Annotated in this window: 22 protein-coding genes; 13 read left to right on the top strand and 9 right to left on the bottom strand. The window is 71.7% G+C overall.

What is annotated here, in order from left to right:
* The first annotated feature begins 3 nt into the window (after nucleotides 1–3).
* The 7 genes from ACH4UM_RS26025 (at nucleotide 4) to ACH4UM_RS25995 (ending at nucleotide 6,811) form a co-directional block, all read left to right on the top strand.
* The gene (locus ACH4UM_RS26025) at nucleotides 4–666 is read left to right on the top strand and encodes an HAD family hydrolase (protein ID WP_398183874.1); all 663 of its coding nucleotides are present in this window, start codon (nucleotides 4–6) and stop codon (nucleotides 664–666) included.
* On the top strand, nucleotides 663–1,679 hold the full coding sequence (locus ACH4UM_RS26020; protein WP_398183871.1) for a ribose-phosphate pyrophosphokinase-like domain-containing protein: 1,017 nt from the start codon (nucleotides 663–665) through the stop codon (nucleotides 1,677–1,679). The genes ACH4UM_RS26025 and ACH4UM_RS26020 overlap by 4 nt, the downstream gene beginning before the upstream one ends.
* Nucleotides 1,676–2,398, top strand: a complete 723-nt coding sequence (locus ACH4UM_RS26015) for a ribulose-phosphate 3-epimerase (protein ID WP_398183868.1) — start codon at nucleotides 1,676–1,678, stop codon at nucleotides 2,396–2,398. The genes ACH4UM_RS26020 and ACH4UM_RS26015 overlap by 4 nt, the downstream gene beginning before the upstream one ends.
* A gap of 11 nt (nucleotides 2,399–2,409) precedes the next feature.
* Nucleotides 2,410–2,967: a phosphoribosyltransferase family protein gene (locus tag ACH4UM_RS26010; RefSeq protein ID WP_398183865.1), complete on the top strand. Its 558-nt coding sequence runs from the start codon at nucleotides 2,410–2,412 to the stop codon at nucleotides 2,965–2,967.
* Nucleotides 2,964–4,358, top strand: coding sequence for an MFS transporter (locus tag ACH4UM_RS26005; protein ID WP_398183862.1), 1,395 nt, complete (start codon nucleotides 2,964–2,966; stop codon nucleotides 4,356–4,358). The genes ACH4UM_RS26010 and ACH4UM_RS26005 overlap by 4 nt, the downstream gene beginning before the upstream one ends.
* Nucleotides 4,359–4,886: 528 nt before the next feature.
* Nucleotides 4,887–5,876 (top strand): LacI family DNA-binding transcriptional regulator, encoded by a 990-nt coding sequence (locus ACH4UM_RS26000; protein ID WP_398183859.1) that lies wholly within the window; start codon nucleotides 4,887–4,889, stop codon nucleotides 5,874–5,876.
* A 191-nt stretch (nucleotides 5,877–6,067) separates the two neighbouring features.
* Nucleotides 6,068–6,811 (top strand): class I SAM-dependent methyltransferase, encoded by a 744-nt coding sequence (locus ACH4UM_RS25995; protein ID WP_398183856.1) that lies wholly within the window; start codon nucleotides 6,068–6,070, stop codon nucleotides 6,809–6,811.
* Nucleotides 6,812–6,830: 19 nt separating this feature from the next.
* Here the strand turns inward: ACH4UM_RS25995 and ACH4UM_RS25990 are convergent, their stop codons facing one another.
* Complete coding sequence (locus ACH4UM_RS25990) at nucleotides 6,831–7,274, bottom strand: MarR family winged helix-turn-helix transcriptional regulator (protein ID WP_398183853.1); 444 nt, start codon at nucleotides 7,272–7,274, stop codon at nucleotides 6,831–6,833.
* A 100-nt stretch (nucleotides 7,275–7,374) separates the two neighbouring features.
* Here ACH4UM_RS25990 and ACH4UM_RS25985 point away from each other — a divergent pair, with 100 nt between their 5' ends.
* From ACH4UM_RS25985 to ACH4UM_RS25970, 4 genes are all read left to right on the top strand, one after another.
* Nucleotides 7,375–7,770: a nuclear transport factor 2 family protein gene (locus ACH4UM_RS25985; RefSeq protein WP_398183850.1), complete on the top strand. Its 396-nt coding sequence runs from the start codon at nucleotides 7,375–7,377 to the stop codon at nucleotides 7,768–7,770.
* Nucleotides 7,771–7,826: 56 nt separating this feature from the next.
* On the top strand, nucleotides 7,827–8,084 hold the full coding sequence (locus ACH4UM_RS25980) for a hypothetical protein (protein WP_398183847.1): 258 nt from the start codon (nucleotides 7,827–7,829) through the stop codon (nucleotides 8,082–8,084).
* Between the two features lie 313 nt (nucleotides 8,085–8,397).
* Nucleotides 8,398–8,895 carry a hypothetical protein gene (locus tag ACH4UM_RS25975; RefSeq protein ID WP_398183844.1) on the top strand — a complete coding sequence of 166 codons (498 nt, stop codon included), beginning with the start codon at nucleotides 8,398–8,400 and terminating at the stop codon, nucleotides 8,893–8,895.
* The gene (locus tag ACH4UM_RS25970; protein WP_398183841.1) at nucleotides 8,892–9,527 is read left to right on the top strand and encodes a Fic family protein; all 636 of its coding nucleotides are present in this window, start codon (nucleotides 8,892–8,894) and stop codon (nucleotides 9,525–9,527) included. Before ACH4UM_RS25975 ends, ACH4UM_RS25970 begins: the two co-directional genes overlap by 4 nt.
* On the opposite strand, the gene ACH4UM_RS25965 is transcribed toward ACH4UM_RS25970, so the two are convergent.
* The 5 genes from ACH4UM_RS25965 to ACH4UM_RS25945 form a co-directional block, all read right to left on the bottom strand.
* Nucleotides 9,466–10,335 carry a C40 family peptidase gene (locus ACH4UM_RS25965; protein ID WP_398183838.1) on the bottom strand — a complete coding sequence of 290 codons (870 nt, stop codon included), beginning with the start codon at nucleotides 10,333–10,335 and terminating at the stop codon, nucleotides 9,466–9,468. The genes ACH4UM_RS25970 and ACH4UM_RS25965 overlap by 62 nt on opposite strands.
* A gap of 161 nt (nucleotides 10,336–10,496) precedes the next feature.
* Nucleotides 10,497–14,351, bottom strand: a complete 3,855-nt coding sequence (locus ACH4UM_RS25960; RefSeq protein ID WP_398183836.1) for a helix-turn-helix domain-containing protein — start codon at nucleotides 14,349–14,351, stop codon at nucleotides 10,497–10,499.
* A gap of 166 nt (nucleotides 14,352–14,517) precedes the next feature.
* A complete protein-coding gene (locus ACH4UM_RS25955) occupies nucleotides 14,518–14,883 on the bottom strand; it encodes a hypothetical protein (RefSeq protein ID WP_398183833.1) in 366 nt (121 codons plus the stop codon).
* A 463-nt stretch (nucleotides 14,884–15,346) separates the two neighbouring features.
* Complete coding sequence (locus tag ACH4UM_RS25950) at nucleotides 15,347–15,715, bottom strand: STAS domain-containing protein (protein WP_398183831.1); 369 nt, start codon at nucleotides 15,713–15,715, stop codon at nucleotides 15,347–15,349.
* A gap of 296 nt (nucleotides 15,716–16,011) precedes the next feature.
* Nucleotides 16,012–16,377 carry a MerR family transcriptional regulator gene (locus ACH4UM_RS25945; RefSeq protein ID WP_398183828.1) on the bottom strand — a complete coding sequence of 122 codons (366 nt, stop codon included), beginning with the start codon at nucleotides 16,375–16,377 and terminating at the stop codon, nucleotides 16,012–16,014.
* A 937-nt stretch (nucleotides 16,378–17,314) separates the two neighbouring features.
* Here ACH4UM_RS25945 and ACH4UM_RS25940 point away from each other — a divergent pair.
* Nucleotides 17,315–18,538, top strand: a complete 1,224-nt coding sequence (locus tag ACH4UM_RS25940) for an alpha/beta hydrolase family protein (RefSeq protein ID WP_398183825.1) — start codon at nucleotides 17,315–17,317, stop codon at nucleotides 18,536–18,538.
* Nucleotides 18,539–18,708: 170 nt separating this feature from the next.
* Nucleotides 18,709–19,896, top strand: coding sequence for a hypothetical protein (locus tag ACH4UM_RS25935; RefSeq protein ID WP_398183822.1), 1,188 nt, complete (start codon nucleotides 18,709–18,711; stop codon nucleotides 19,894–19,896).
* Here the strand turns inward: ACH4UM_RS25935 and ACH4UM_RS25930 are convergent.
* The 3 genes from ACH4UM_RS25930 to ACH4UM_RS25920 all read right to left on the bottom strand — a co-directional run bounded on the left by ACH4UM_RS25930 (nucleotide 19,877) and on the right by ACH4UM_RS25920 (nucleotide 21,798).
* Nucleotides 19,877–20,767 carry a N,N-dimethylformamidase beta subunit family domain-containing protein gene (locus ACH4UM_RS25930; protein WP_398183819.1) on the bottom strand — a complete coding sequence of 297 codons (891 nt, stop codon included), beginning with the start codon at nucleotides 20,765–20,767 and terminating at the stop codon, nucleotides 19,877–19,879. The two genes, ACH4UM_RS25935 and ACH4UM_RS25930, sit on opposite strands and share 20 nt — an antisense overlap.
* 114 nt (nucleotides 20,768–20,881) lie before the next feature.
* Nucleotides 20,882–21,394 (bottom strand): GNAT family N-acetyltransferase, encoded by a 513-nt coding sequence (locus ACH4UM_RS25925; RefSeq protein WP_398183816.1) that lies wholly within the window; start codon nucleotides 21,392–21,394, stop codon nucleotides 20,882–20,884.
* 200 nt (nucleotides 21,395–21,594) lie between these two features.
* Complete coding sequence (locus tag ACH4UM_RS25920) at nucleotides 21,595–21,798, bottom strand: MbtH family protein (protein WP_398183813.1); 204 nt, start codon at nucleotides 21,796–21,798, stop codon at nucleotides 21,595–21,597.
* Nucleotides 21,799–21,922 lie beyond the last annotated feature (124 nt).

Raw genomic sequence — 21,922 nt, 5'->3', positions numbered from 1 at the left:
ATCATGGCGCATCTCATCGACGGCCCCTCCGGCCCGGCCGGCGAAACGGCCCGGATCCCGGCCGGGTTGGCGGTCTTCGACATGGACGGCACCCTGCTGCCCGACACCACGGCCTGCCGCCAGATCGGGCTCGCCGCCGGAGACGTGTCGACTGTCGAACAACTGGAGCAGGCATACCGCGACCAGCTCATCGACAGCACCCAGTTCGCCGAGCGGTGCCTGGAGTCGTGGGCACACGCCGGACCCGGCCTCTATCAGCACGCCTTCGCCGGCTGCCCACGGATCGGCGGGCTGGAGGATGCCCTGGCCTGGCTGCGGGAGCGCTCGGTCGTCACATGCCTGATCACCATGGCGCCCCGCCCGTTCGCCGAGTGTTTCACGGGCTTCGACCACGTCTTCGCGTCCTCGTATCCGCACGACATCCTCAATCCCGAGGACAAACCGGAGATCGTACGACGGCTTCGGCGGGACCTCGGGCTGAAGGAGCAACAGATCATCGCCCTGGGGGACTCCGACTCCGACGTCCCGCTGTTTCGCACCCTGAGCAGAACCGTGGCCGTCAACGCCTCGGCCAACCTCAGGGAGTTGGCGGCCCGCACCTACGACGGCGACGACATCCACGAAGCCGTGCGCGGCCTGTTCGCCGTGGCGGAGTCCCAGCCATGACCCCACACGGCATCATCGTCGGGTTCTGCCAGGGCTTCACCACCGACTTCCCCGACCAGGCACCGTTCGTCGAAGGAGCCCTGCGCGACGCCGGCTGGCACGTCAGGACCCATCATGGTTTCGAAGGCCGCTTCCCGGACGGCGAGTTGTGCATCGACCTGCCGGAGGATCCGTCCGGCCGGACCGTCCTGCTCTGCCAGTCGGTCACCGGCACGCACACTCCCGCCGACGCATCGCTGATGAGCCTTCTGGCGGCGGCCCGGTCCTACCGGGAACACGGCGCCGGCCGCATCGCGGCCGTGCTCCCGCACCTCGCATACGCCCGGCACGACCGGCATGTGCCCGGCCAGCGCCGTCCGGTGATGGCCGGCCTGCTGGCCGATCTGGCAACGGCCGCCGGCCTGAACGACGTCGTGACCATCGCCTCGGGCGCGGAGAACCTGCTGGGGTCCCTGTTCGCCCGGAGCGGCACCCGGCTGACCTTCCTGCCCGTGCACGAGCTGCACCTGGACCTGCTGCGCCCCCTCACCGGCCGCAGCACGGTACTCGTGGCTCCCGACCGGGGTGCCGCCGACCAGGTCGCCATGCTCGCCGCGGCACTGGACCGGCCCCTGCTGGTGGCCGACAAGCGCCGCCTCGGCCCGGAGCAGGTGGACGTCGCGCTGCGCGCGCCGCACGACATCGGTGACGTGCGGCACGCCGTGGTCGTCGACGACCTGATCACCAGTGCGGCGACCGTGGAGACGGTCACGACCGCGATCCGCGAACACAGCCCCGCCGCCCGGATCGACGTGATCGCCACCCATCTCAGGCTGACCCCGTCGGGCGCACGGCGGCTCGGCGGACTCCTGGGCAGCGGGGCGATCCGCAGCGTGCACACCACCGACGCGGCCGGCCAACGGCCCTGTGTGGAAGGGCTCTCGTTCACCGCTGCGATCCCCTGGATGGCACCCGCGCTGACCCCATGGCTGAGCAGCCAGGCCGCACGACCGGATCGAAGGACCGCCCCATGACCCTCGTCACTGACCATCCCGGCGCCGCCGCCGGCACGCGGTGTCCCGAACTCGCCGTCTCCGTGGTCTGCCTGGACCAGACGCGGCTGGGACAGCACATCGAAACCCTGCACGCACTGGGTGTGGCACGCCTGCACGTCGACCTGGTGGACCCGGCGTTCGGCGGGGGCCTCGGGCTCCCTCTGGAGGCCATCAGCGATCTGCACGGCTCCTGCGACCTGCCGATCGACGTGCACATCATGCTCACCCGTCCCGAACCGGCCGTACGCGAGGCGGCGGCCCGCGGCGCGACCAGCGTCTGTGTGCACCAGCGCTCACTGACGGCCGAGGTCGGCGCCGCGCTGCGGGACGTGGGCGGCAACGGCACGGCGGTCGCACTGGCCGTCGACCCCGGCGAACCGATCTCCCTACCGGCCGTCCAGAGCATCCGCCCGCGCCGCCTCACGATCATGAGTGTGGTCCCGGGCGGAGCCGGCCGCCCGTTCCGGCCCGAAGCGCTGGAGACGGTCCGCAAGGCGTCCCGGCTGCGCGCGACCGGCCTGGTCGAGGAGGTCGAGGTCGACGGTGCGGTGGGCCCGGAGACCGCGCCCCGCATGGCCGCGGCCGGCGCCGACCTGCTCGTCCTCGGCAGCACGGTGTTCCCGCACCGCTCCGACCGCCTCAACCGGCTGCCCGAGCTGCGCAGCGCGCTGGCCGGGTTCGCCTCCTCCCCCCTCTGACAAGGAGCATCATGGCTGTTCACACGATCCGCATCGGCGACCTGCAGCGTCATCTTCCCGTCGTACCGGTCGGTGACGACGTCTCCATCGCGTTCCTGAAGCTGTACGGCGACCTCGAGCTGCTGGACGTGGCGACCGCGGCCCTGGCCGATCGGCTCACCGGCGACGCCGACGTCATCGTGGGCCCGGAGTCCGGCGGCATCCTGCTGGCACATCTGCTCGCCCGGCGGACGAACAGGCGTTGTGTCGTCGTCCGCAAGAAGGTCCGCCCCAACATGGCGGCACCGATCCGGGTCCCCGTGCGCACCATAGGGACCGCGGGCGAGCAGGAACTGGTGCTGGGGGAAGACGATGCCGCCGTGATCGCCGGTCGGCGGGTCGCCCTGGTCGACGAGGTCGTCAGCAGCGGCGGCACACTCCGCGCTCTCCAGGCGCTGGTCGGCGCGGCGGGCGGAGAGGTCGTGCAGACCCTGGCCGTCGCCACGGAAGGAGAGCGCCGCCCCTCGGTGACCTCGCTGGTCCATCTGCCCGTCCTCACTCGCGAGCCAGTGGACGGGGCGGCCGGATGAGCCGTGCAGACCGCCTGGGGCAGGCCATCGTCGCGCTCTGCTCGGTGCAGCTGCTGGTGGCACTGGAGTTCTCCATCGCGAATGTCGCACTGCCCGACATCAGGCAGGACTTCCATGTCGGTGCGCAGAGCCTGCAGTGGGTGCTGTCCGGCTACGCCCTGGCGTACGCGTCCGTCCTGCTGTGCGGGGGCCGCTTCGCCGACGCCTACGGGCCCCGGCGGCTGCTGCTGTGCGGACTGGCCGCCTTCACCGTCGCCTCGATGGCGGCCGCCGCCGCACCGGCGTTCGGGCTCCTGATCGCACTACGGGTCCTCCAGGGTGCGGCTGCCGCCTTCGCCACCCCCGCCGCGCTGGCCCTGGTCACCTCCCTCACTTCGGGGCATCGGCGTTTGGTGGCGTTGAGCTGGTGGGGAGCGGCAGGATCGCTGGGGTTCGCTCTGGGGGCGGCCCTCGGCGGTGTGATCACCGATGTCGCCGGCTGGCCGGCCGTCTTCTGGACGTGTGCCGTCCTGTCGGCGGCATCCGCCGTGATGACCCTCCGGTGGGTGCCGGAGCGCCGGCCCCAGGTGTCGGCCCGCCCGGACGCCGTCGGCGCGGTCCTCCTGGCGGGCTGCGCCGCGGCGGGCATCATGGTGCTCTCGCTGGCGCCCGAGGCCCTCTCACGGCCGGGGACCCTCACAGCGTGTCTCCTGCTCTCCACCGGTTCGGCCCTCGCCCTGCGGGTTCGCCACAAGAGGCAGCAAATGCCGCTGCTCCCGCGTGGTTTCCTGACCCGGCGGCCGGTTCTGCACGCCAACATCGCCGGTGCGTGGGCGGCGGCCGCGGGCGGGTCCATGGTGTATTTCGTGGCGACCTTCATGCAGACCGTGCTCGGCTGGCCGGAGTTGACGACCGGCCTGATGCTCGTGCCGGACGCGGCCGCCGCCGCGCTCGGTGCCCGGGCAGCACGGCCCCTGCACGGCCGGCTGGGCACGGTGCGGGCCTGCTGCGTCGGACTCGCCGGGATCGCCGCGGGGATGGTGGCGCTCACCGGCACCCCCATGGGCGGCGTGCCGGCGGCCGCGTGCATCCTGGTCGGAACCTGCCTCACCGGGTTCGGACTGGTCCTGGTCGCCGTGATCACCGCGGTCGCCGCGGCGGCCCGCCTCAATCCCGACGAGCACGGTGTGTCGGGCGGTCTGCTCGTCACGACCCAACAGCTCGGCGTCGCGGGCGGACTGGCGCTCCTGCTGGTCGTGAGTGAGTTCGCCACCGGCGACCCGCTGTCCGAGACGGGCATACGGACCTGTCTTCTCACCGGGGCAGCGCTCGCGGTTGCCGGATGTGCTGTTGTCGCAGCGACCGGCAGGTCCACCCCGGCACCACAGCCGCAGGACACCGTAGTTCGGTGAGCGTGACACGGACTCCCCCAGGCGGCCCCGTCCGTCATTGCGGCTGCTCCCGCGGGGGCTGCCCGGACGCAGCACCGCTCGGGGACACACTGCGGCCACCGGCGTAGCCCCAGCGCTGCCCATCCGCCGGCGGCAGGAGCCCCCCAACCGTCGGCACGAGCCCTCCGGCCGTCGGCGCCGGCGCGATCCCCGCACTCGACCAACCATGCGCCAGAGGGGTCCGCTCCGTGCCCGGCAGCCGGACGGCCCATCCATTTCAGCGACTTTGTCATGATGCGCAACCCGGGAGAGACCCAGCCGCGCGAGCCGGACGACCCGAGGCTCATCGGCGCGCCTGTTTGCGCTTGACTTGCAGTCGCTCCCTCGGGATTATCGACGCCATTGCCGCCAACACGCCCCAGGTTGCGGCAGATCGGCCTGGAAGATCTCGAAATCATCTGCGACCGACTCATTCCATTGACAGGAATGAATTCCAATTGAAAACTGTGGACGGATATACGGATGAAAGGACCCGAAGCCCCTCGTGCCGTGACCGCCACCGACGTGGCACGCATGGCGCAGGTTTCGCAGTCGACCGTTTCGCTCGTCTTGAACGGCAAGTGGAAGGGCAGGATCCGTGAGGAGACCGCCCGCCGCGTGATGAGGACGGCAGGCGAACTCGGCTACCAGGTCAACCAGGCTGCCCGCAGCCTACGTCTGGGCAGCACCGGAACCGTCCTTCTGGTCGTACCGACACTGGAGAACCCCGCCTTCTCCGCCGTGCACGCCGGCGCCGCCCGGGCGGGCGCGGCGAACGGCATCGGCGTTGTGGTGTTCCCGCTGAGCGCGGAGGACGGATGCGGGCCCTTTCCCGTGCCGAAACAGGCAATCGACGGGGTGCTGGCCTGCTCGATGTCGGCCGACGACGTCGCCGATCTGCGCATCGGACTCCCGCTGGTGATCCTCGACGACATCCCGACCCGTCACACGCCGACCGTCAGCATGGACCTCGGCGGCGGCATGGCGCACATCCTGGCCCACCTCACCTCGCTCGGCCATCGACGCATCATGCACGTGCGCGCCGATCGCTCCACCTCGACGTTCGTCGAGCGGGCGCACGTCTTCGACCAGTGCGTCCTCAGTCATCCCGACATAGCGGCGAGCCATGTGTCATGCCCCCTCGACCCGCGCCACGTCCGGGACCATCTGGCCGCGGTACTGGCCTCCGCCACCCGCCCGACGGCGTTCGTCTGCGACGACGACAACATCGCCCTGGGCGTCTACTACGCAGCCGGCGCGCTCGACCTCACCGTCGGCGAAGCCCTCTCCGTGGTCGGCTTCAACGATCTGCCGATCGCCTCCTTGATCTCGCCCTCCCTCACCACAGTGCGCCTGCCTCTCAACGACCTGGGCTTCTACGGCATGCGGATGTTCATGGACATCCGCAACGGAGAACCCGGCGAGGACGTCATGCTCGGGACGGAACTCGTCATACGGCAATCCACCGGGCCCGTACCGCCGTCCACCGAGGCCGGCTGACAAACCCCTTCCCGGCACATGCCGCGAACGCGGCACCTCCACCGACACCGCCTGCCGCACGGGAGGCCGGCCTGCGCGGACATCGGTGCCGGCTGGGGCCGGTACACCTCCCAAGTCCCCACGTCCACAAGGGCACCAGTGGCCTCGGCGAAGCGGTTTCGGCATCTCGGCCTTTCCCCATACTGGGAGGCATGGCCCTCTATGACACGCTCGGCGCGACGTACGGCCGGACCCGGCAGCCCGATCCGCGGATCGCCGCGCAGATTCACGCCACGCTCGAAGACACCGCGGACGTGATCAACGTAGGAGCGGGCACCGGTTCGTACGAACCACCGCAGACGGTCCTCGCCGTCGAGCCCAGCCAGGTCATGCTCGCCCAGCGCGCACCCCGGTCCGCGCCCGCCGTGCGCGCGGTCGCCGAACACCTTCCACTGCGCGCCAACGCCGCGGACGCCGTGATGGCACTGCTGACCGTCCACCACTGGAGCGACCTTGCGGCCGGCATCGCCGAACTCCGCCGGGTCGCCCGCCGCCGCATCGTCATCCTGACCTGGGACCAGCAGATCTTCCGCGAGCGGTTCTGGCTGGTACGCGAATACCTTCCGCAGGCCGCCGCCTTCGACGACATCCGCGCCATACCGATCGACCGGCTGGTCACTCTGCTCGGCGGCGCGCACCAGGAGACCGTCCACGTCCCGCACGACTGCACGGACGGGTTCGGCGCGGCATACTGGCGCCGCCCCCACGCCTACCTCGACCCACAGGTGCGCGCCGGCATCTCCATGTTCGCCCAGTCCGGAGAGGATGCCCTCGCGCCCGGCCTGGCAACGCTCGGCAACGACCTGGCGAGCGGCCGCTGGCACAGCCGTCACGCCGGCCTGCTCACGCTCGACACCATCGACGTCGGCTATCGGCTCCTGGTGGCAGACTCCTGACCCGCGCCAGGAACAACCTTCAGGCGAACGGGCCTTCGGTGGTGAAGCGGCGCAGATGGTGGGCGAACGTCTCGGCCTCGCCTGGTGGCCAAGTGGACAGGCTCGCCGTGATGTGGGCAGCCAGACGTGCACGCAGCTCTGCCACCGTCAGTCGGCCCTGCTCGGTGAGGACGAGCAGATGTGCACGCCGGTCGGTGGGGTCCGCCTCGCGGCGGACGAGGCCTGCGGCCTCCAGCCGGGAGGCGCGGCGGGTGACGCCGGAGCGGTCCAGCCCGACGTCGGGGGCCAGGTCGGCCGCGCTGCGGGGCCCGGTCCGGGCCAGCGCGCTGAGTACCGGGTATGTCAGTTCGTCCACCGCCTCACCCATGCCCTCGGTGAGCCGCTGGTGCAGCTGTGTGCGAGTGGTGCGCCTGAGCAGGATGCCCAGCGCATCTGCGATCTCATGTCCTACCTGATTCTCCACAGCCCAAGAATAGCGTGCGCTACGCACGCAACGGCCGCTACAGTGGGCAGATATGCGTGCGCAGCGCACGCACTTTGCTTCGTGCCCTGAAAGGAAGCCCATGACCACCCGCACCGGCATCAAGGCCGCCCTCACCGACCTGCTCTTCAACCGCGACATCACCGTCCATGAGGCTGCCGACCGCCACTTCGCCCCGGAGTACCGTCAGCGCACGGACGGGCAGTGGGCCGATCACGCCGGGTTCCTCGAGCACATCACCCACTTGCGCACCATCGTCGCCGAAGGCTGTGTCCAGGTGCACGATGAGCTGTACGACGGCGGCAAGTACGCCGACCGGCACACCGTCCATCTCACGAAGAACGACGGCTCGACCGTGCGCATGGAGGTCTACGTGTTCGGCGACCTCGCGTCTGACGGCCGATTCAGCCGTATCGAGGAGACCACCCTGATGCTCCACGGCTCCGGCACCGACCGCAACATCGGCAGCGCCCGCTAGGACCTGTCCGGAGTCCTGATCCCGGCAGCGCGGCCGATCCCGGGAGCACCGCCGCGGTGTTCGGTCTCCACTGGCCCGGCTCCCTGGCCGAGACGGCGAAGCAGATCACCGTCCCGATCGGGTTCGTGCTCCAGTGGGACGGCGAGCACATCCCGCGCCAGTCCGGTCTCGCGTCGTTCGACGCCTTCGCCTCCAAGAAGAAGACGTGGCACGCAAACGCGGGCAGGCACAAGGAGCTGCCCGGGTTCGAGGCCGGCAGCGCGGTCCGGTTCTTCGCCCGGCACCTCGGCCGAGCGGTCACCTCACCGGCCTGACCCGAGCGGTATCGGCGTCCGGACTGCCGGCGGGCGCCGATACCGCGGCCCCGGGTTGAGGCTGCGCGTCCAGATGATGGATCCACGCAACCGACGTCCCGCCATGTAACTGTCGGGCGTCCTGTCGTATCGCGAACGCAAGCGGTCGCAAACGCCGGTCCGCCGCGAGGTGGGCCTTGATCGCGGGCGTTGTGTCGGGGACCGGCCGCGATGTGGGCGGAGCGGGCTGGGCGGTGATAGGACTGGTGATCCCGTACGCCGTCCTGACGCCGGTGATGCGGCTTTTCCGTTGTGTGTGGCTGAGGAGGCGGACGTGTTCGACGAGGACGGCGAGGATGAACTCCTGCTCGCGGCGATGATGCGACTCGGTGCGAGGGGCGGCTCGGCGGGGGGTGCCGCTGGAGGGTGGGTCACCGGATTCGGCGGATTGAGCAGAGCTGGTGCGCGGGGCGGTGCGCGGGGAGCCGCGAGAGGCTTCAAGTGGACGAAGAAGGACGTCAGTACGACTGTTGTCTCGCTGCCCGGAACCGTGGCGGCAGCGTCCAAGCTGGTCGGCGAGACGCTGTCCGGGGCAGGAGATCTGATGGGGACACAGGCGCGCGACGACGGGGGCGTCGCCATGCGGGCGATCGTGGGTGTCGGGATGGGTGGGCTGAACCCCGCCGTCGTGACAGCTGTGGTGGCCGCGGGCCCCGGAGGCGGGGCGGTGGTGGAGCTGCGCGCCGCAGGTCGTGAAGGGCTGATCAAACAGCACCCTGCCGAAAAGGCTCTTGCGAAGATCACTGCTCGGCTCGGGGTCGCCCCGCAGTGACAGTTGCCCGCGGTCCAGTGCGGTCCTCACCGTCGATCGGTTCGATCGACGAACCCGCCTGCGGGCACGTCCTGGACACCCCGCAGCCCCCGCCGTTCCGCAACCTGCCCGCCTTCGCCAGGAGGGGGGCCGGGAGCGCTACGGCATCGGCCCGGACACCCGCGCCCGCCTCGACGCCTGCCTGGCCGAGAGCGCAACGGACGGCGGGCGGCCCCTCCCCCCTGCCCGCACGCGCCGCACGCGCCTGTCTCGACGTCTGCTTCTTCCATCCCTTCGACGACGGCAACGCCCGGTCCGCCTTCCTCGCCCTTCTCTTCGTCCTCGCCCGCGAGGGCGCCGCGCTCAGCGGGGTCGGCCTGCTCCGTCGCATCACGTTCCGGGCCGACGACCCTCAGGACGCACTGGTCCTCGCCGGTACATCGACGTCCATCTTGCGGACACCCGGCGCAGCGCCGCCTCCCCCGGCTCCTGGACCCCGAGGTACCGGCCCGGACCCCGATGTGCCGGTCGCGGCCGAAGGGCGTCCCGCTGGTGGCGGAGCCGACGTGGCCACGGCCGTTGACGCGGACATCAGGTGGTGCAGGTGGGTACGCCGTCCAGCCAGGCCGGGCCCTGGATGTAGATGTTGGTGACCCAGGCACGGTAGTCGGGCAGGTAGGACCAGGCGTCGTTGGTGTAGCCGTCGGCGGTGACGGGTTCGGCGTGCTTCTGGCACTCGACGCGGATGGTCGTCGGGCCGGGGAAGGCGTAGACGCGGGCGGCCTTGGTGGAGGGCTGCGCCTTCGTCCAGACCCCGGTGCCCCAGGTACGGAAGACGTGTCCTTCGACGGTCCCGGTGCTGACGCGGACGGCACCGAAGTAGTCGCCGCCGAGGCGCACGTCACTGACCATCAGCTTGGTGCCGGACTGCCGGGCCTCGACCATCCTGCCCGCTCCGAGGTAGAGGGCGATGTGGTGCAGGTCCTGGGAGGTGCCGTAGGCGAGCAGGTCGCCGGGGAGCAGCGGGGCGAGGCCCTGGGCGGCGGTGAAGCGGCCCGCGGTGCGGTAGGTGTAGTACTGGGCGCTCGCGTCTCCGTTGAGGATGTCGGCGCCGGCCGCCTGGGCATAGGCGTAGCGGACCAGGCCCGAGCAGTCGAAGCCGAGCCGTTCCGGGTCGTGTTCGCTGGCCGGGTCGTTGGGGTCCACCTTCCCGTAGGTGGCGCCGGGTTGAGCCTCGTGACCGCCGCCCCAGGTGTACCAGACGCCGGCGGCGAGCTGTGCGCAGGCGGCGTCGATGGCCCGCTCGGCCGAGGCGGAGGCGCCCGGCGCGAGGACGCCGCAGTCGCCGTCGGACGCTCTGGCCGGCCAGGACGCCCGGTCGGCGGCGACGGCCGACGGGGCGAGGAACAAGACGGCCAGCAGGGCGATGAGTGTGCCGATGGCACCGGTGCACCGGGACATGCCGGGACCCCCGTTTCTGATGTGGTCGCACGTGTGCGGAGACAGGTGACGCGGCGAACAGCGTCCCGGCCCCGGCGGCGCCAGGTCGAGGCTCCGGCTGGGCCCTGTCGCGACGGGCAACGGGAAACCGTTGGGAAACCCCTGCCGAGCAGGGCCGTTGTTCACGACGGCGCGCACGCGGACATGCCGGAGAGGGACGTGCCGAGCAGCAGGGCCCGGCGCGCCGCGGGGTCCATTTCCCGGCTGAGCCGGCAGATCTCCACCAGCCGTGCCCCGGTGTCCAGGTTCCACAGGCGTACGGTTCCGTCGTTGCTGCTGCTCGCCACCGTCCGCCCGCCGGGGGCGAAGGCCACGCCCGACACCGCGTTGGTGTGCCCGGTGAGCGTGGCCCAGGGCCGTCGGCCCGGTACGTCCCACAGCCGCACGGTGCGGTCGTTGCCACTGCTGGCCAGGAGCCGCCCGTCCGGTGAGAAGGCCAGGCCGCGCACCGATCCGGTGTGTCCCGTGAGGGAAACCTCGGGGCGGTGCCGTGCGGCGTCCCAGAGCCGCACGGTGCCGTCGTTGCCGCAGCTGGCGAGCGTACGGCCGTCGGGGCTGAAGACGACGCCCCGGACCGCGCCGGTATGGCCGGTCAGCGTGGCCAGCCGGTGGTGCGTGCGCACGTCCCACAGCCGTACGGTCAGATCGTCGCTGGCGCTGGCCAGCGTACGGCCGTCGGGGCTGAAGGCGACGTCGTTGACGTAGTCGGTGTGGCCGGTGAGAACGGCGAGTGGGCGGCGCCCGGGAACGTCCCAGAGGCGGAGTGTGCCATCGGCGCCCGCCGAGGCGAGGGTGCGGCCGTCCGGCGCGAAGGCCACTGCGAACGCGGCGCCGCGGTGACCGGTCAGGGCGGCGAGCGGACGACGGGTCGCGACGTCCCACAGCCGTACGGTGCCGTCGGAGCCGGCCGAGGCCAGGGTGGCGCCGTCCGGCGCGCATGCCACGGCGGTGACGCTGTCGTGGTGCCCCGTCAGGGTCACCGCTCCTGCGCGCCGGGCCAGGTCCCACAGCCGTACGGTGTGGTCGGCGTCCGCGGTGGCCAGCATCCGGCCGTCGGGGCTGTAGGCGACTTTGGACACTTCCGTGAACGGACGCGCGGCCAGCAGGCGGCTGCGCAGGTCCCACAGGACGACGGAGCGGTCGAACCCCCCGGTGGCCAGCAGCGTGCCGGTGGGATCGGCCGCCACGGACATCACGTAGTCGGTGTGTCCGGCCAGTGTGGCGACGAGCCGGCCGCTGCGGACGTCCCACAGCCTGGTCGTGCCGTCGCCGCCCGCGCTGGTCACCATCGTGCCGTCGGGTGTGTAGGCCACGGCGTTGACGTCGTCACTGTGCCCGGTGAGGATCGCCGTCGTCCGGCGGCCCGGGATGTCCCACAGCCGCACGGTCCGGTCCACCGCCCCGCTGGCCAGGCTGCGGCCGTCGGGTGCGAAGGCCAGGCCGAGCACCTCGTCGGTGTGACCGCGCAGCACGGCCGGCGGGCCGCTCCCGCCGGTGTCCCACAGGCGTACGGTGCGGTCCGCGCCACCCGAGGCGAGCGTCCTGCCGTCCGGGGCGTACGCGAGCGCGTCGATCCGCCCGGTGTGGCCGGTCAGCAGGGCGACACGCCGGGGCGGTCCGGCCGTGTCCCACAGATCGATTCCGTGGGGGGCCGCGACCGCGAGCAGGCGACCGCGCGGGTCGAAGACGACGGCGCGAGCGCCCCTGGTGTCCGCGGACAGCAGGGTGGTGCCGGGGTGGGCGGTGCCCGGGCCCCACAGCCGCACCGCCCCGTCGGACGCCGTCGCCGCAAGGGTGCGTCCGTCCGGGCTGAAGGCGATCGCGCGGACCCGTCCGGGGACGGTGAGCGTGGCGATCGTACGGCGGTCGGACAGGCGGCGTAACCGGACCGTGCCGTCCGAACTGCCGGTTGCCAGCAGCCGGCCGCCCGGAGCGAAGGCGACCGCGTTGACCGCTCCGCGGTGACCGCCGAGCCGGGCGGAGAACGGCTGGGCCTGGGTGCTCAGCAGGGCGCCGCGGGCCGCCGCGGTCGGGGCGGCGCGGTAGGCCTCCTCCGCGAGCAGCATCGATGCCTCGGGCCGGCCGCCCGCCAGGGAGGTGGACTGTACGGCGAGGGCCTGGGAGCGTGCCACGCGCTCCTGAGCGAGTGCCTCGCCGCGTTGCCGGTAGGCGAGGGCCCCGGCCGTCAGGGCACAGCCGAGCAGGACGACGAGGGTCGCCACCAGCGCCCGCTTCAGCCGCATCTGACGCCGTGCCTGCCGTTGCCGGGCCTGCTCCTCCCGGCGGCTCGCCCGCAGGAAGGCGTCCTCGGCGGGGCCGAGAGGGCCGAGGCCGTTTTGTTCGTCGGCCCAGGAACTCACGGTGTCCAGCCGCGTGCCCCGGTAGAGCGCGGACGGGTCGCGGCCCTCGCGTTCCCACTCGGCGGCGGCATGGGCCAGTTGCTGGTGGATCAGCAGTGCGGCCCGGTCTGCGCGGATCCACTCGCGCAGCCGGGGCCAGCTGTGCAGCAGGGCCTCATGCGTGATCTCGACGGTGTCGCTGTCGACGGTGACCAGACGCGCCTGCACGAAGACGTCGAGCGCGGTGGCGCCGGCGTCCTCCACGTCGGCCGGCTGCGCCATGAGGGCACTACGGCTCATCCGGCGCCGGGTGGCACCGGTGCCGTCGGAGACGTGCACGAGCCGGGCCAGGATGCGCCGGATGGTCTTCTGCTCGGCGGGATACAGCCGGGCGAACGCGTCCTCGGCGGTGCGCGCCACGGCGCCCTGGATGCCGCCGGTGCGCTCGTACCCGGCGACGGTCAGCGTGGTTCCCTCGCGGTGTCGCCAGGTGGCCAGCAGCGCGTGGGAGACCAGGGGAAGCGCGCCGGCCGGGACACGTCCCGCTTCGGGCTCGCCCGTCAGCCCGGCGTCCCGCAGGAGCAGCGGGAGGAGGCCCGGTTCGAGGGTGACACCGGCGAGTTCGGCCGGGCGGGTGACGGATGCGCACAGCTCCGCCGTGGTCATCGGGGGCAGCACGTAGAGACCGTCGGTGAAGACCGGTGCCAGATCGGGCAGTTCGAGACATCGGCCGGAGAAGTCGGCGCGTACGCCGAGGACCACCACCGCGGGGTCGTACGCGGCCGAAGGCGGCGCAGCGGCCAGCGCGCAGAGCACACGGGCGAAGGCACGCCGCTCACTCTCTTCGGAACAGAGGGTGAACAGTTCCTCGAACTGGTCGACCAGCAGCACGAGCCGGGCGGGTGGCAGTGCCCGGCGACCGGCCGGGGAGCCGTCCGCGTACGTCGCAACGGCCCTGAGAAGAGCTCCGGGCTCCTGTGCCAGCCCCTCGGCGGGAAGGTGCAGGTTTCCGCCGAGAGTCTGCGCCGTACGCTCCACCAGCTCCTTGAGCGGGTGGGCCGTGGGGGTGAGGGTGACGACCGGCCACCGGTCGCAACCGGCCATCGGGAAGCCGCCGGGGCGCCGCAGGGCCGGCACGAGACCGGCGTTGATCAGGGACGACTTGCCGGCGCCGGAGGGAGCGACCAGCATCAGCGGTCCCTCGCCGACCCTGCTGAAGATCCGTTCGACGAGCGCGGCCGTGGCCCGCTCCCGCCCGAAGAACCGGTCGGCGTCCTGCGTGGTGAATGCCGACAGTCCCCGGTAGGGGCAGGCGGGACCGGTGACATCGTTGCCGTCACCATGGGCCACCGGCGGCTGCTCCCGGACCAGCCGCAGCAGTGCGCCCTCGGCGCCCAGGATCTGGTCGCAGCGCCGGGCCACGTCGACGGTCGCGCGCTTCGCGCCGGTCTCGATCTTGCTCAGATATCCCTTGCTGTAGTGCGTCTGCCGGGCCAGGTCGGCCAGCGACAGACCACGCTGCTGTCTCCGTCGTCGCAACTGCTGCGGAAAGGACGGTGTGGTCGGCACTGCCCGTTCCGCTTCGTACCGCTGACCGGTGCCGGCTTCCTGCTGCGGCTCTCCCAAGACGTCCCCCATGGCAAGCGTGCCCAGGCCGTGAGACGGCGAGAGCCCAGGCTACTGCCGTGGTGAGGCAGCCGGCGCAACCATGCGGCGGGAACGACGCGAAAGAACGAGCGTCCGGAACCGGCGTGCGGTTCCGGACGCTCCCGGGTGGGGTCCCCTCGGTCAGCCGTTCGTGGGGTTACGGCCGGTTGAGGGTGATGGAGTTGATCGGGGTGAGGTCGGCGTAGACGCCCGCCCCCTGGGCGATGGGGCTGCCGCAGCCGACACCGCCCGAGCCGGTGCACAGACTGGCGGTGGCGCCGCCGTACTGGTTGTTGAGGACCCAGTGACGGCCGTACTGGTTGCTGAGGTTGTGCGGGCCGTAGCTGTAGAAGATCAGGCTCGGCTTCACCGCCGGGTCCTGGTCCTGCGGGTAGACGCAGACCGCCCCGTCCGGGCAACCGGCCCAGGTGTCGGCGGGCTTGGCGTGAGCCGCGCCGCTCATCGCCACGACGGCGGCCGCCGCGGTCGCGAACGCGGCAGCGCCGCGGATCATCTTGCGCATGGGTTTCCCCCTTGTGGTTCTCCTGCGTCGTCGCAGGTAGTGCTCGGTCTGGACGGCAACACCCTCCCCGCCGAGCCCGCCGCCCGTCGACGGGTTTCCCGTCGCCCGTCGTCGCCGCCGCCGGGAAACCGCCGCCGACCAGCATGGTTGACGCCGCGCGGGCAACGCGCCCCGGCCGCCCCGGTCCTGGGAGGGCGGGCTGTGCTCGTCGCAGCGGCAGACGGTGCCCGGGCGATGCGATGCGCATCGAGCACAACACCGCGGCCCGCCACGCGGCGTGCACACCGCCTCGCCGCTCCGGTCCACACCGGTGCCCGCGTCGAGGCGGCCGGCGACACGATCCCCGGCTACGGATACGGATACGAACACGGATACGGATACGGATACGGATACGGCCGCATCATGGAGGAGCTGGAACAGCGAAACCGCAGGGGTCGCGGCCGGCCTCTCTTCGGGCCCCTCATCACGCCGCACCGCGGTCGCCGCGCGCATCGCCCGGCGGGGCCGGACCCTGCCGCAGGCCGAACAGCGCATCAAGCCCGGTGACAGCCAGCACCCGGACGAGCGTCGGCGCCTTCACCCCCGTCACAACGAAATCCGTCCCCACCTGGGCGGCACGATTCTTGCCTCTGACGAGAGCGTTCAGACCCGCCGCATCACAGAACGACACCCCGGCAAGGTCGAGGACCAGACGTGCCGGCCGGTCCTGCAGACACTCCTGGACAACTGTGCCGAGCTCATCGCTGGTGAACAGATCGAGCTCGCCGAAGACTCCCATCATCGTCCCGCCACCGTCGCGGACGATCAGGGTCGTTGCTCCTGGGGCACTCATCCGGCACCTCCGTGGGTTGCAGCGGCGGCGCCGGCCTGCGCACCCGGCTCCGGCCCGCGGCGGAGTATCTGCGGCAGACACACGTCGGGCAGGGCAGCGGAAGACGACCTGATGACCCGCCTGGTCGCATTGCGGAGGGTGCTGGTACGAATGCGCCGATGCATGCCCTTCGTGTGCCCCTGCAGGCCAATTGATGTCAGGCTTACCACGATCGAGGGCCGTGACAAGTCTCTCTCGAACGTGGACCAAAGCCACGCCCAAATCGCTGGCATCTCCCCCGGGACCACGCTTCCCGGCTACGGCTCGCGGGCCAGGTCCGGGGCATGCCGGGGCCAGGGTTGGCGGGCTCCCTGGGAGCGCAGTTCCTCGTTGATGCGCTTGGCCTCTTCGAGCTGGTCTTCGAGGATCACGATGCGGCAGGCCGCCTCGACGGCGGTGCCGGCGTCGACGAGTTCACGGGCCCGGGCGGCGATCCGCAGCTGATAGCGGGAGTAGCGGCGGTGGCCGCCCTCGGAGCGCAGAGGGGTGATGAGGCGGTTCTCCCCCAGGGCGCGAAGGAAGGCGGGGGTGGTGCCGAGCATCTCGGCGGCCCGGCCGATGGTGTAGGCGGGGTAGTCGTCGTCGTCAAGCGGGTTGACGGGGCGGGGACTGGCAGGGGGCATAAACCTCTTCTTTCGAAGGACGCGTCGGGGGGCCCGGGCGCTACTGCACGCCCGGGCCCCGAGGTTGCAACACCATCTGCCGGCTGGCTTACGCCGGCTTTCCTGTTCCGCCGGTCCGCCTGGGAGGGCGAAGCTGCGGGGATCGCGAATGCGTGACCGTGGACCACCTTCCGTTCTGGGGCCTGCGGTACCCGAGCGGGTATTCGTCCTCGCCCGGGCGATCCTGATGGCGTCTGCTCCTCACCTCATTCCGTTGCGCGGTTGCACTTACTGGATACGCGGGTACCGCTCGCGGCCCGGCAGGCGGCGACGGGACCCGATCCTTCCCGGCTCCGGCACCGGCCTGCCGTTCCACGTCCTGCTCGGCGTTCTCGCGTGGCAGTTCATGCCTGCCACGCCCTCTTGGACTCCCTGAGTACGAGAACAACGCTACCCCCCGCACGACCCGATGTCTACTCTCGCCATGGCAGATTTCCTTCCTCCTCAAGGTGGTCATCTACTGTCACCGCGACACCCCTGTTCCTGACGCCTGTGCGATAAAATTCGAACGCCGACCAGCCGTCGGGGGCACCGGCAGCCCCTGCCCGTCGTGGGGTCGACGCTCTCCTGAAGGCGTCAGCCCCTGCACCCTCGATCACACCGGCGGAACGGCGTCCGAGGCACTAGGGGCCTGTGTGCGGCCCCGTTGGGAGCAACGGCGGGTGTCGCGGGCAGGGGCCCGGCGGCGCGGCTCGTACGTTCGGCTGACATGACGTACGTATCGAGTGATCGCGCATCCGGCCCCACCCGCCGCTCCGCGCTGACCGGGATGGCCGGCGGGGCCGGGGCGATGCTGGCCGCCGGGTGCACCCCAGCGGGTGCATCGGCAGGGAATGCGCCCGCTGCCCGTGGCACGGCGTCGGCCCCGGTCCCGGAGGGCGGTCCCACGCCCGGGGTCATGACGCTCTTCAAGGACCCGGGCTTCAACTTCAACGGGCTCCTCGCGCTCGGTGCGTCCGGTTACGGCGCCGGTGAGGTGGGCGAGGTGCTCACCGCCGTGAACACGATCAACAATGCAGGGCTCTCCGCGCAGACGTACACCGAGACCTTCAGGAAACTCGGCGATCAGCTGATGCAGGCGCCCCAGGGCGGCAAGCCCGGGAAGGAGACCACACGACTGCGTGCGCTGCGGGCCGCGCAGTACTACGGCCAGGCGCTGTTCTTCGTCCTCGGCTCCGACGACCCCGGCAGCGAGGAGCAGTTGTACAGGGCCGGGCGCGGTGCCTGGGACAAGTTCTGCGAGCTGTGCGACCCGGCACCGGTGACGGCGAACGTCCCGTACGGGAGGACTCCGCTGCCCGTGTGGTTCTTCCGGCCGGACGTCTCCGGCCGGCGGCGCCCCGTCGTGATCCTCACGAACGGCAGCGACGGGCAGAACGTGGACATGTGGACCTACGGAGTGCCGGCCGCTCTGCAGCGCGGCTGGAACGCACTCGTGTACGACGGACCCGGCCAGGGGCAGCTGCTCTTCGTGGACCAGGTGGTCTTCACACCGCAGTGGGAGACCGTGGTCACGCCGCTCTTGGACTGGCTGGCCGCCCGCTCGGACGTGGACCCGGGCAAGATCGCCCTGACCGGGCTGAGCATGGCCGGGGACCTGGCCCCCCGGGCCGCGGCCTTCGAGAGCAGGATCGCCGCTCTCGTGGCGATGCCCGGCGTGCTCGATCCCTGGCTGGGCTTTCCCCCGCAGATCCGGAAGATCCTCACCCCGGACAAGGAGCAGACCAACACCGTCTGGAACAAGGAGGTCGTCCCCCAACTGCCTCCGTCCGCGGCCGCGACGATGAAGAAGCGCATCGAGCCCTTCTCGGTGCCGGCGATGCTCGACGCCCGGAAGGGCAGGATGTTCACCGACTTCTACACCCCCGCCAGACTCATCGAGTCGCTGGACATCACGAACGTGGTGGGCCGCATCCAGATGCCCACGCTGGTTCTCGACTACGACGACGAGCAGTTCTATCCCGGCCAGCCGCGCCAGATGTTCGACAGGCTGACGGCTCCCAAGGACTATGTGAAGCTCACCAGGGCCACCGGAGCGCAGCTGCACTGCTCCCCGATGGCGCCGCAGCAGCACTGCGAGGTCGTCTTCGACTGGCTGCAGGAGAAGCTGACAGGCGGCTGACCGCTCCGCGACGGGTCCGGACCCGGCCCGTGGCTCTGGCACCGGCCCGGCCACTCGGGCTCGGCGAGCCGCACGGCCGGGGTGTCCCGGCCCTGCGGCGCGACGCGGAGACCCTCCCCGCACCGGATCGTTAGGCTCGGCCTGTCCCGCTGCCTCTGAGGAGTCGTCACTTGATCAAGCTCTCCGCCGTCACACCCCCGCTCCTCGCGGGTGCCGTCCTCGGCTCCGCCGCCAGCGTCGCGCAGTCGGTGTACTGGGAGTCCGTGGACCAGCTCTGGTACGTGTGCCAGCCCGACGGCACGCCGGAGGACCTGGACCGCGTCACCGTCTCGCGGCTCACCGCCGACGGGGCCCTGGTGGACAAGATGTCCATCGGCCGGGCCGGGCACGGGGCGAACCTGGGGGTCGAGCGCGACGCCACCGGCATCCATCTGTGGACCGATGCCGTGCCGAACGGAGGCTGGGCCACCGCCGTCGCCCGGATCCCGTACGTGCCGAACGGCACCGCGGACGCCTCCGACCGGGCCGTGGTCCGCACCCCGCGCACGGGGGTGTACCGGGTGTCGGCGACGATCGACCCGACCCGGCGGCAGCTGATCTTCCGCTGGCAGTCGAACGACGCCGCCTCCCCCGCGGCGACCGGCGGCATCGACCGCTACGAGCTGACGGCCGCCGCTGCCGGAACGTTCACCGCGCTGCAGACGCTGTCGTACGGCGCGTCCGGCAAGACGCTCCAGGGGTACACGAGTCTGGGCGACCACGTGTACCACCTGTACGGCGACCAGGCGCAGGACAACGTAACGGTGACATGCACGGACTGGGCCTCCGGCACGGTGCTCCAGTCGCAGCACATCACCGCCTTCGCCGGCCTGCCCTACCGGGAGCCCGAGGGCATATGCGCCTTCGAGAACAGCCCGGGCGACCCGGCCGCGACCGTGGCCTTCGGCGTCGCCGCGCGGACCGACACGGGAGTGCGGCACCTCAACCTCGCGCGCTTCCCCCACCCCGGCACGAACCCGTGGGTCCCGATCGCGTACAACACCGCGCTGTACAAGCCGAACAGCGACAACTACGTCCCCCAGTACCGGCTCGCCGGCGACCGGGTCCATCTGCACTTCTCGCTGTCCAAGGTGGACGCCACGGCCCCCTGGGCGCAGGGCGAGGCGCTCTTCCAACTGCCGCTGCGGGCCCGGCCCGACCGCACCCAGCGCCTGCTGGGCGTGGTGAGCGGGGCGGCCGTCACGGCGGACACGATGGCCGTGCGGTTCGAGGTCACGCCCGACGGCAAGGTGAGCGTCTGGGACAAACGGAACCTGGTCGGCTGGGTCGGCGGGGACTTCAGCTTCTGGGTGTGCTGACCGGGGTCGCCAGGATGCGGTCCAGCCGCTGGGCCGCGGTCCGTCGTACCTCCTCGTCGGCGCGGCCGGGCTCGCTCAGCGCGAACGGCCGGGGCAGGACCGCGCGTCCGGGCGCGCGGTCCACCACGGCGCGGGTCTGCCGGGACCAGCGGGCGTCCCCGGGGGCACCGGGAAGGACGACGGCGGGGTACCGGGCGGGGTTGACGCGTCTTTCGTGCAGGTCCTGTTCGGTCGCGTATGCGACGTCGTAGCCGGTCTCCTCCAGCCACCGGGACACGCCCGTGTCCGTGCCGAAGCCCTCGGGCATGCCGAGGCCGGGGAACGGGCCGTGGGCCGTGCTCAGCGGCACGACCATCAGGACGTCGCAGGGGCGGTCGGGCTCGCGGACGACGAAGGGGGCGTAGGCCCGGTGGCGGCCCGCGCTGGTGAGGACGGCGAGGAAGATGCCGGACACCCAGGTGCGGGGCACCGTCACCCTCCAGGGCCGGCCGGCCGGGACGTCGGTGGCGGTGAGCAGGTGGCGGGCGCGCACGCCGTCGTAATGGCCCAGACGGTAGATCTCCACCGTGCAGATGCGGGCCGTGCGGGAGGCGAGGTGCAGGCCGAGAGTCTCGCCGGGGGCGAGAGAGGCCATCGCCGCGTGCCCCTGGATCTCGGGCCGCCTCGGATCCACCCCGCGGCTCTCGCCGTGGCCGGGGCTCCACGCGTCGCAGCCGGGGGCCCGGTTCTCCCGCACCACGGGGTTGTCGCCGGTCCGGGGCCGGCGAGGGACCGCGCCCATGGCGGTCCCCGCCGCCCACTGGCCTCCTGCGACGGCTACGGCTCCGGCCCCGGCGGCGTGCAGCACCGTGCGACGGGACAGTTCCGACATGGGTCGACCTCCGGGCCCGGTTGTCATGGAGCGATCATCGTACGGTGATCACCGCGCTGTTCCTGGGCCACGAAGGCGAACGGTCCCGCACCGGACGGCCGCCCGGCTTGGGCCTCAGGTCGCGTCAGTGGTGGGGATCACCAGCATCCGCGTCACCGCCCCGTCGTCGCCCACGACGTCGCGGACGTGGCGGAAGCCCAGGCGGCGGCACACCTCCAGGCTTGCGGTGTTCTCGGCGCCCACCATGCCGTAGGCCTCCTTCAGGCCCAGGTTTTCGGCCGCGTGGCGCAGGAGGCCACGGGCCACCTCGGTGCCCAGTCCCCTCCCCCAGTACTCGGGGGCGAGCGCGGTGACGAGTTCGTGGCCGTCGACGTTACCGGTCTTCTTCACCTCCGCGTGTCCCACGTAGGTGCCTTCCTGCCACAGCCCCCAGACGTCGAACATGCGCCGCGGATACACCTCGGTGAGGATCGCGCGGAACAGGACACGGATGTCCGCCTCGGGCACCAGGTCCTGGCCCATCCAACGGCACACCTCCTCGTTGCGAAGCAGAGCGACGAAGACGTCCTCGTCCTCGGGGCGGTAGGGGATGAAATCCAGACGCTCGGTGCGCAGGGCGGGGGTCATGGCGGGCTCCTCGTGCAGGACGCGGGGCAAGGTGGTGGGGCAGGGGGTGGAGCAGGGGGTGGGTGCCCTGCCGGGCCGGCGCGGCGACGCGATGCGGCACAGGGTGGGGCCGCACGGGCTGAGTTGCCGCGGCCCAGGGCGCCGGGGTGGCGGGGTGGCCGGGTGCCGCCGTACCGGCGCCCTGGTGGCGGGGTGGCGCCTCAGGCGCCGGAGTTCTCCATGCGCTCACGCAGACTGCGCGGGCGCATGTCGGTCCAGACCTCGTCGACGTAGGCGGAGCACTCGGCCTCGGTGCCCTCCTTGCCCACGGGCCCCCAGCCGGCGGGGACCTCCACGTCGACCGGCCACAGCGAGTACTGCTCCTCGTCGTTGCGCAGCACCTGGTAGCGGGTGTTCTCGTCCATGTCACGCTCTTTCGTCGTCGATGGGGACGGTTCCCGGCCGGTGTCGGCCGGCGCCGTCGGGCAACGGGGTTCTCCGCGTCACCGCGGGCGGGGCCCGGGACGCGGGACGGCCCCGGCCGGGGTG

This window comes from Streptomyces sp. NPDC020801 (assembly GCF_044334385.1).
Classification (GTDB): Bacteria; Actinomycetota; Actinomycetes; order Streptomycetales; family Streptomycetaceae; genus Streptomyces.
Note: the sequence above shows the minus strand (reverse complement) of the source record. Positions and strands in the feature narration are given on the sequence as shown.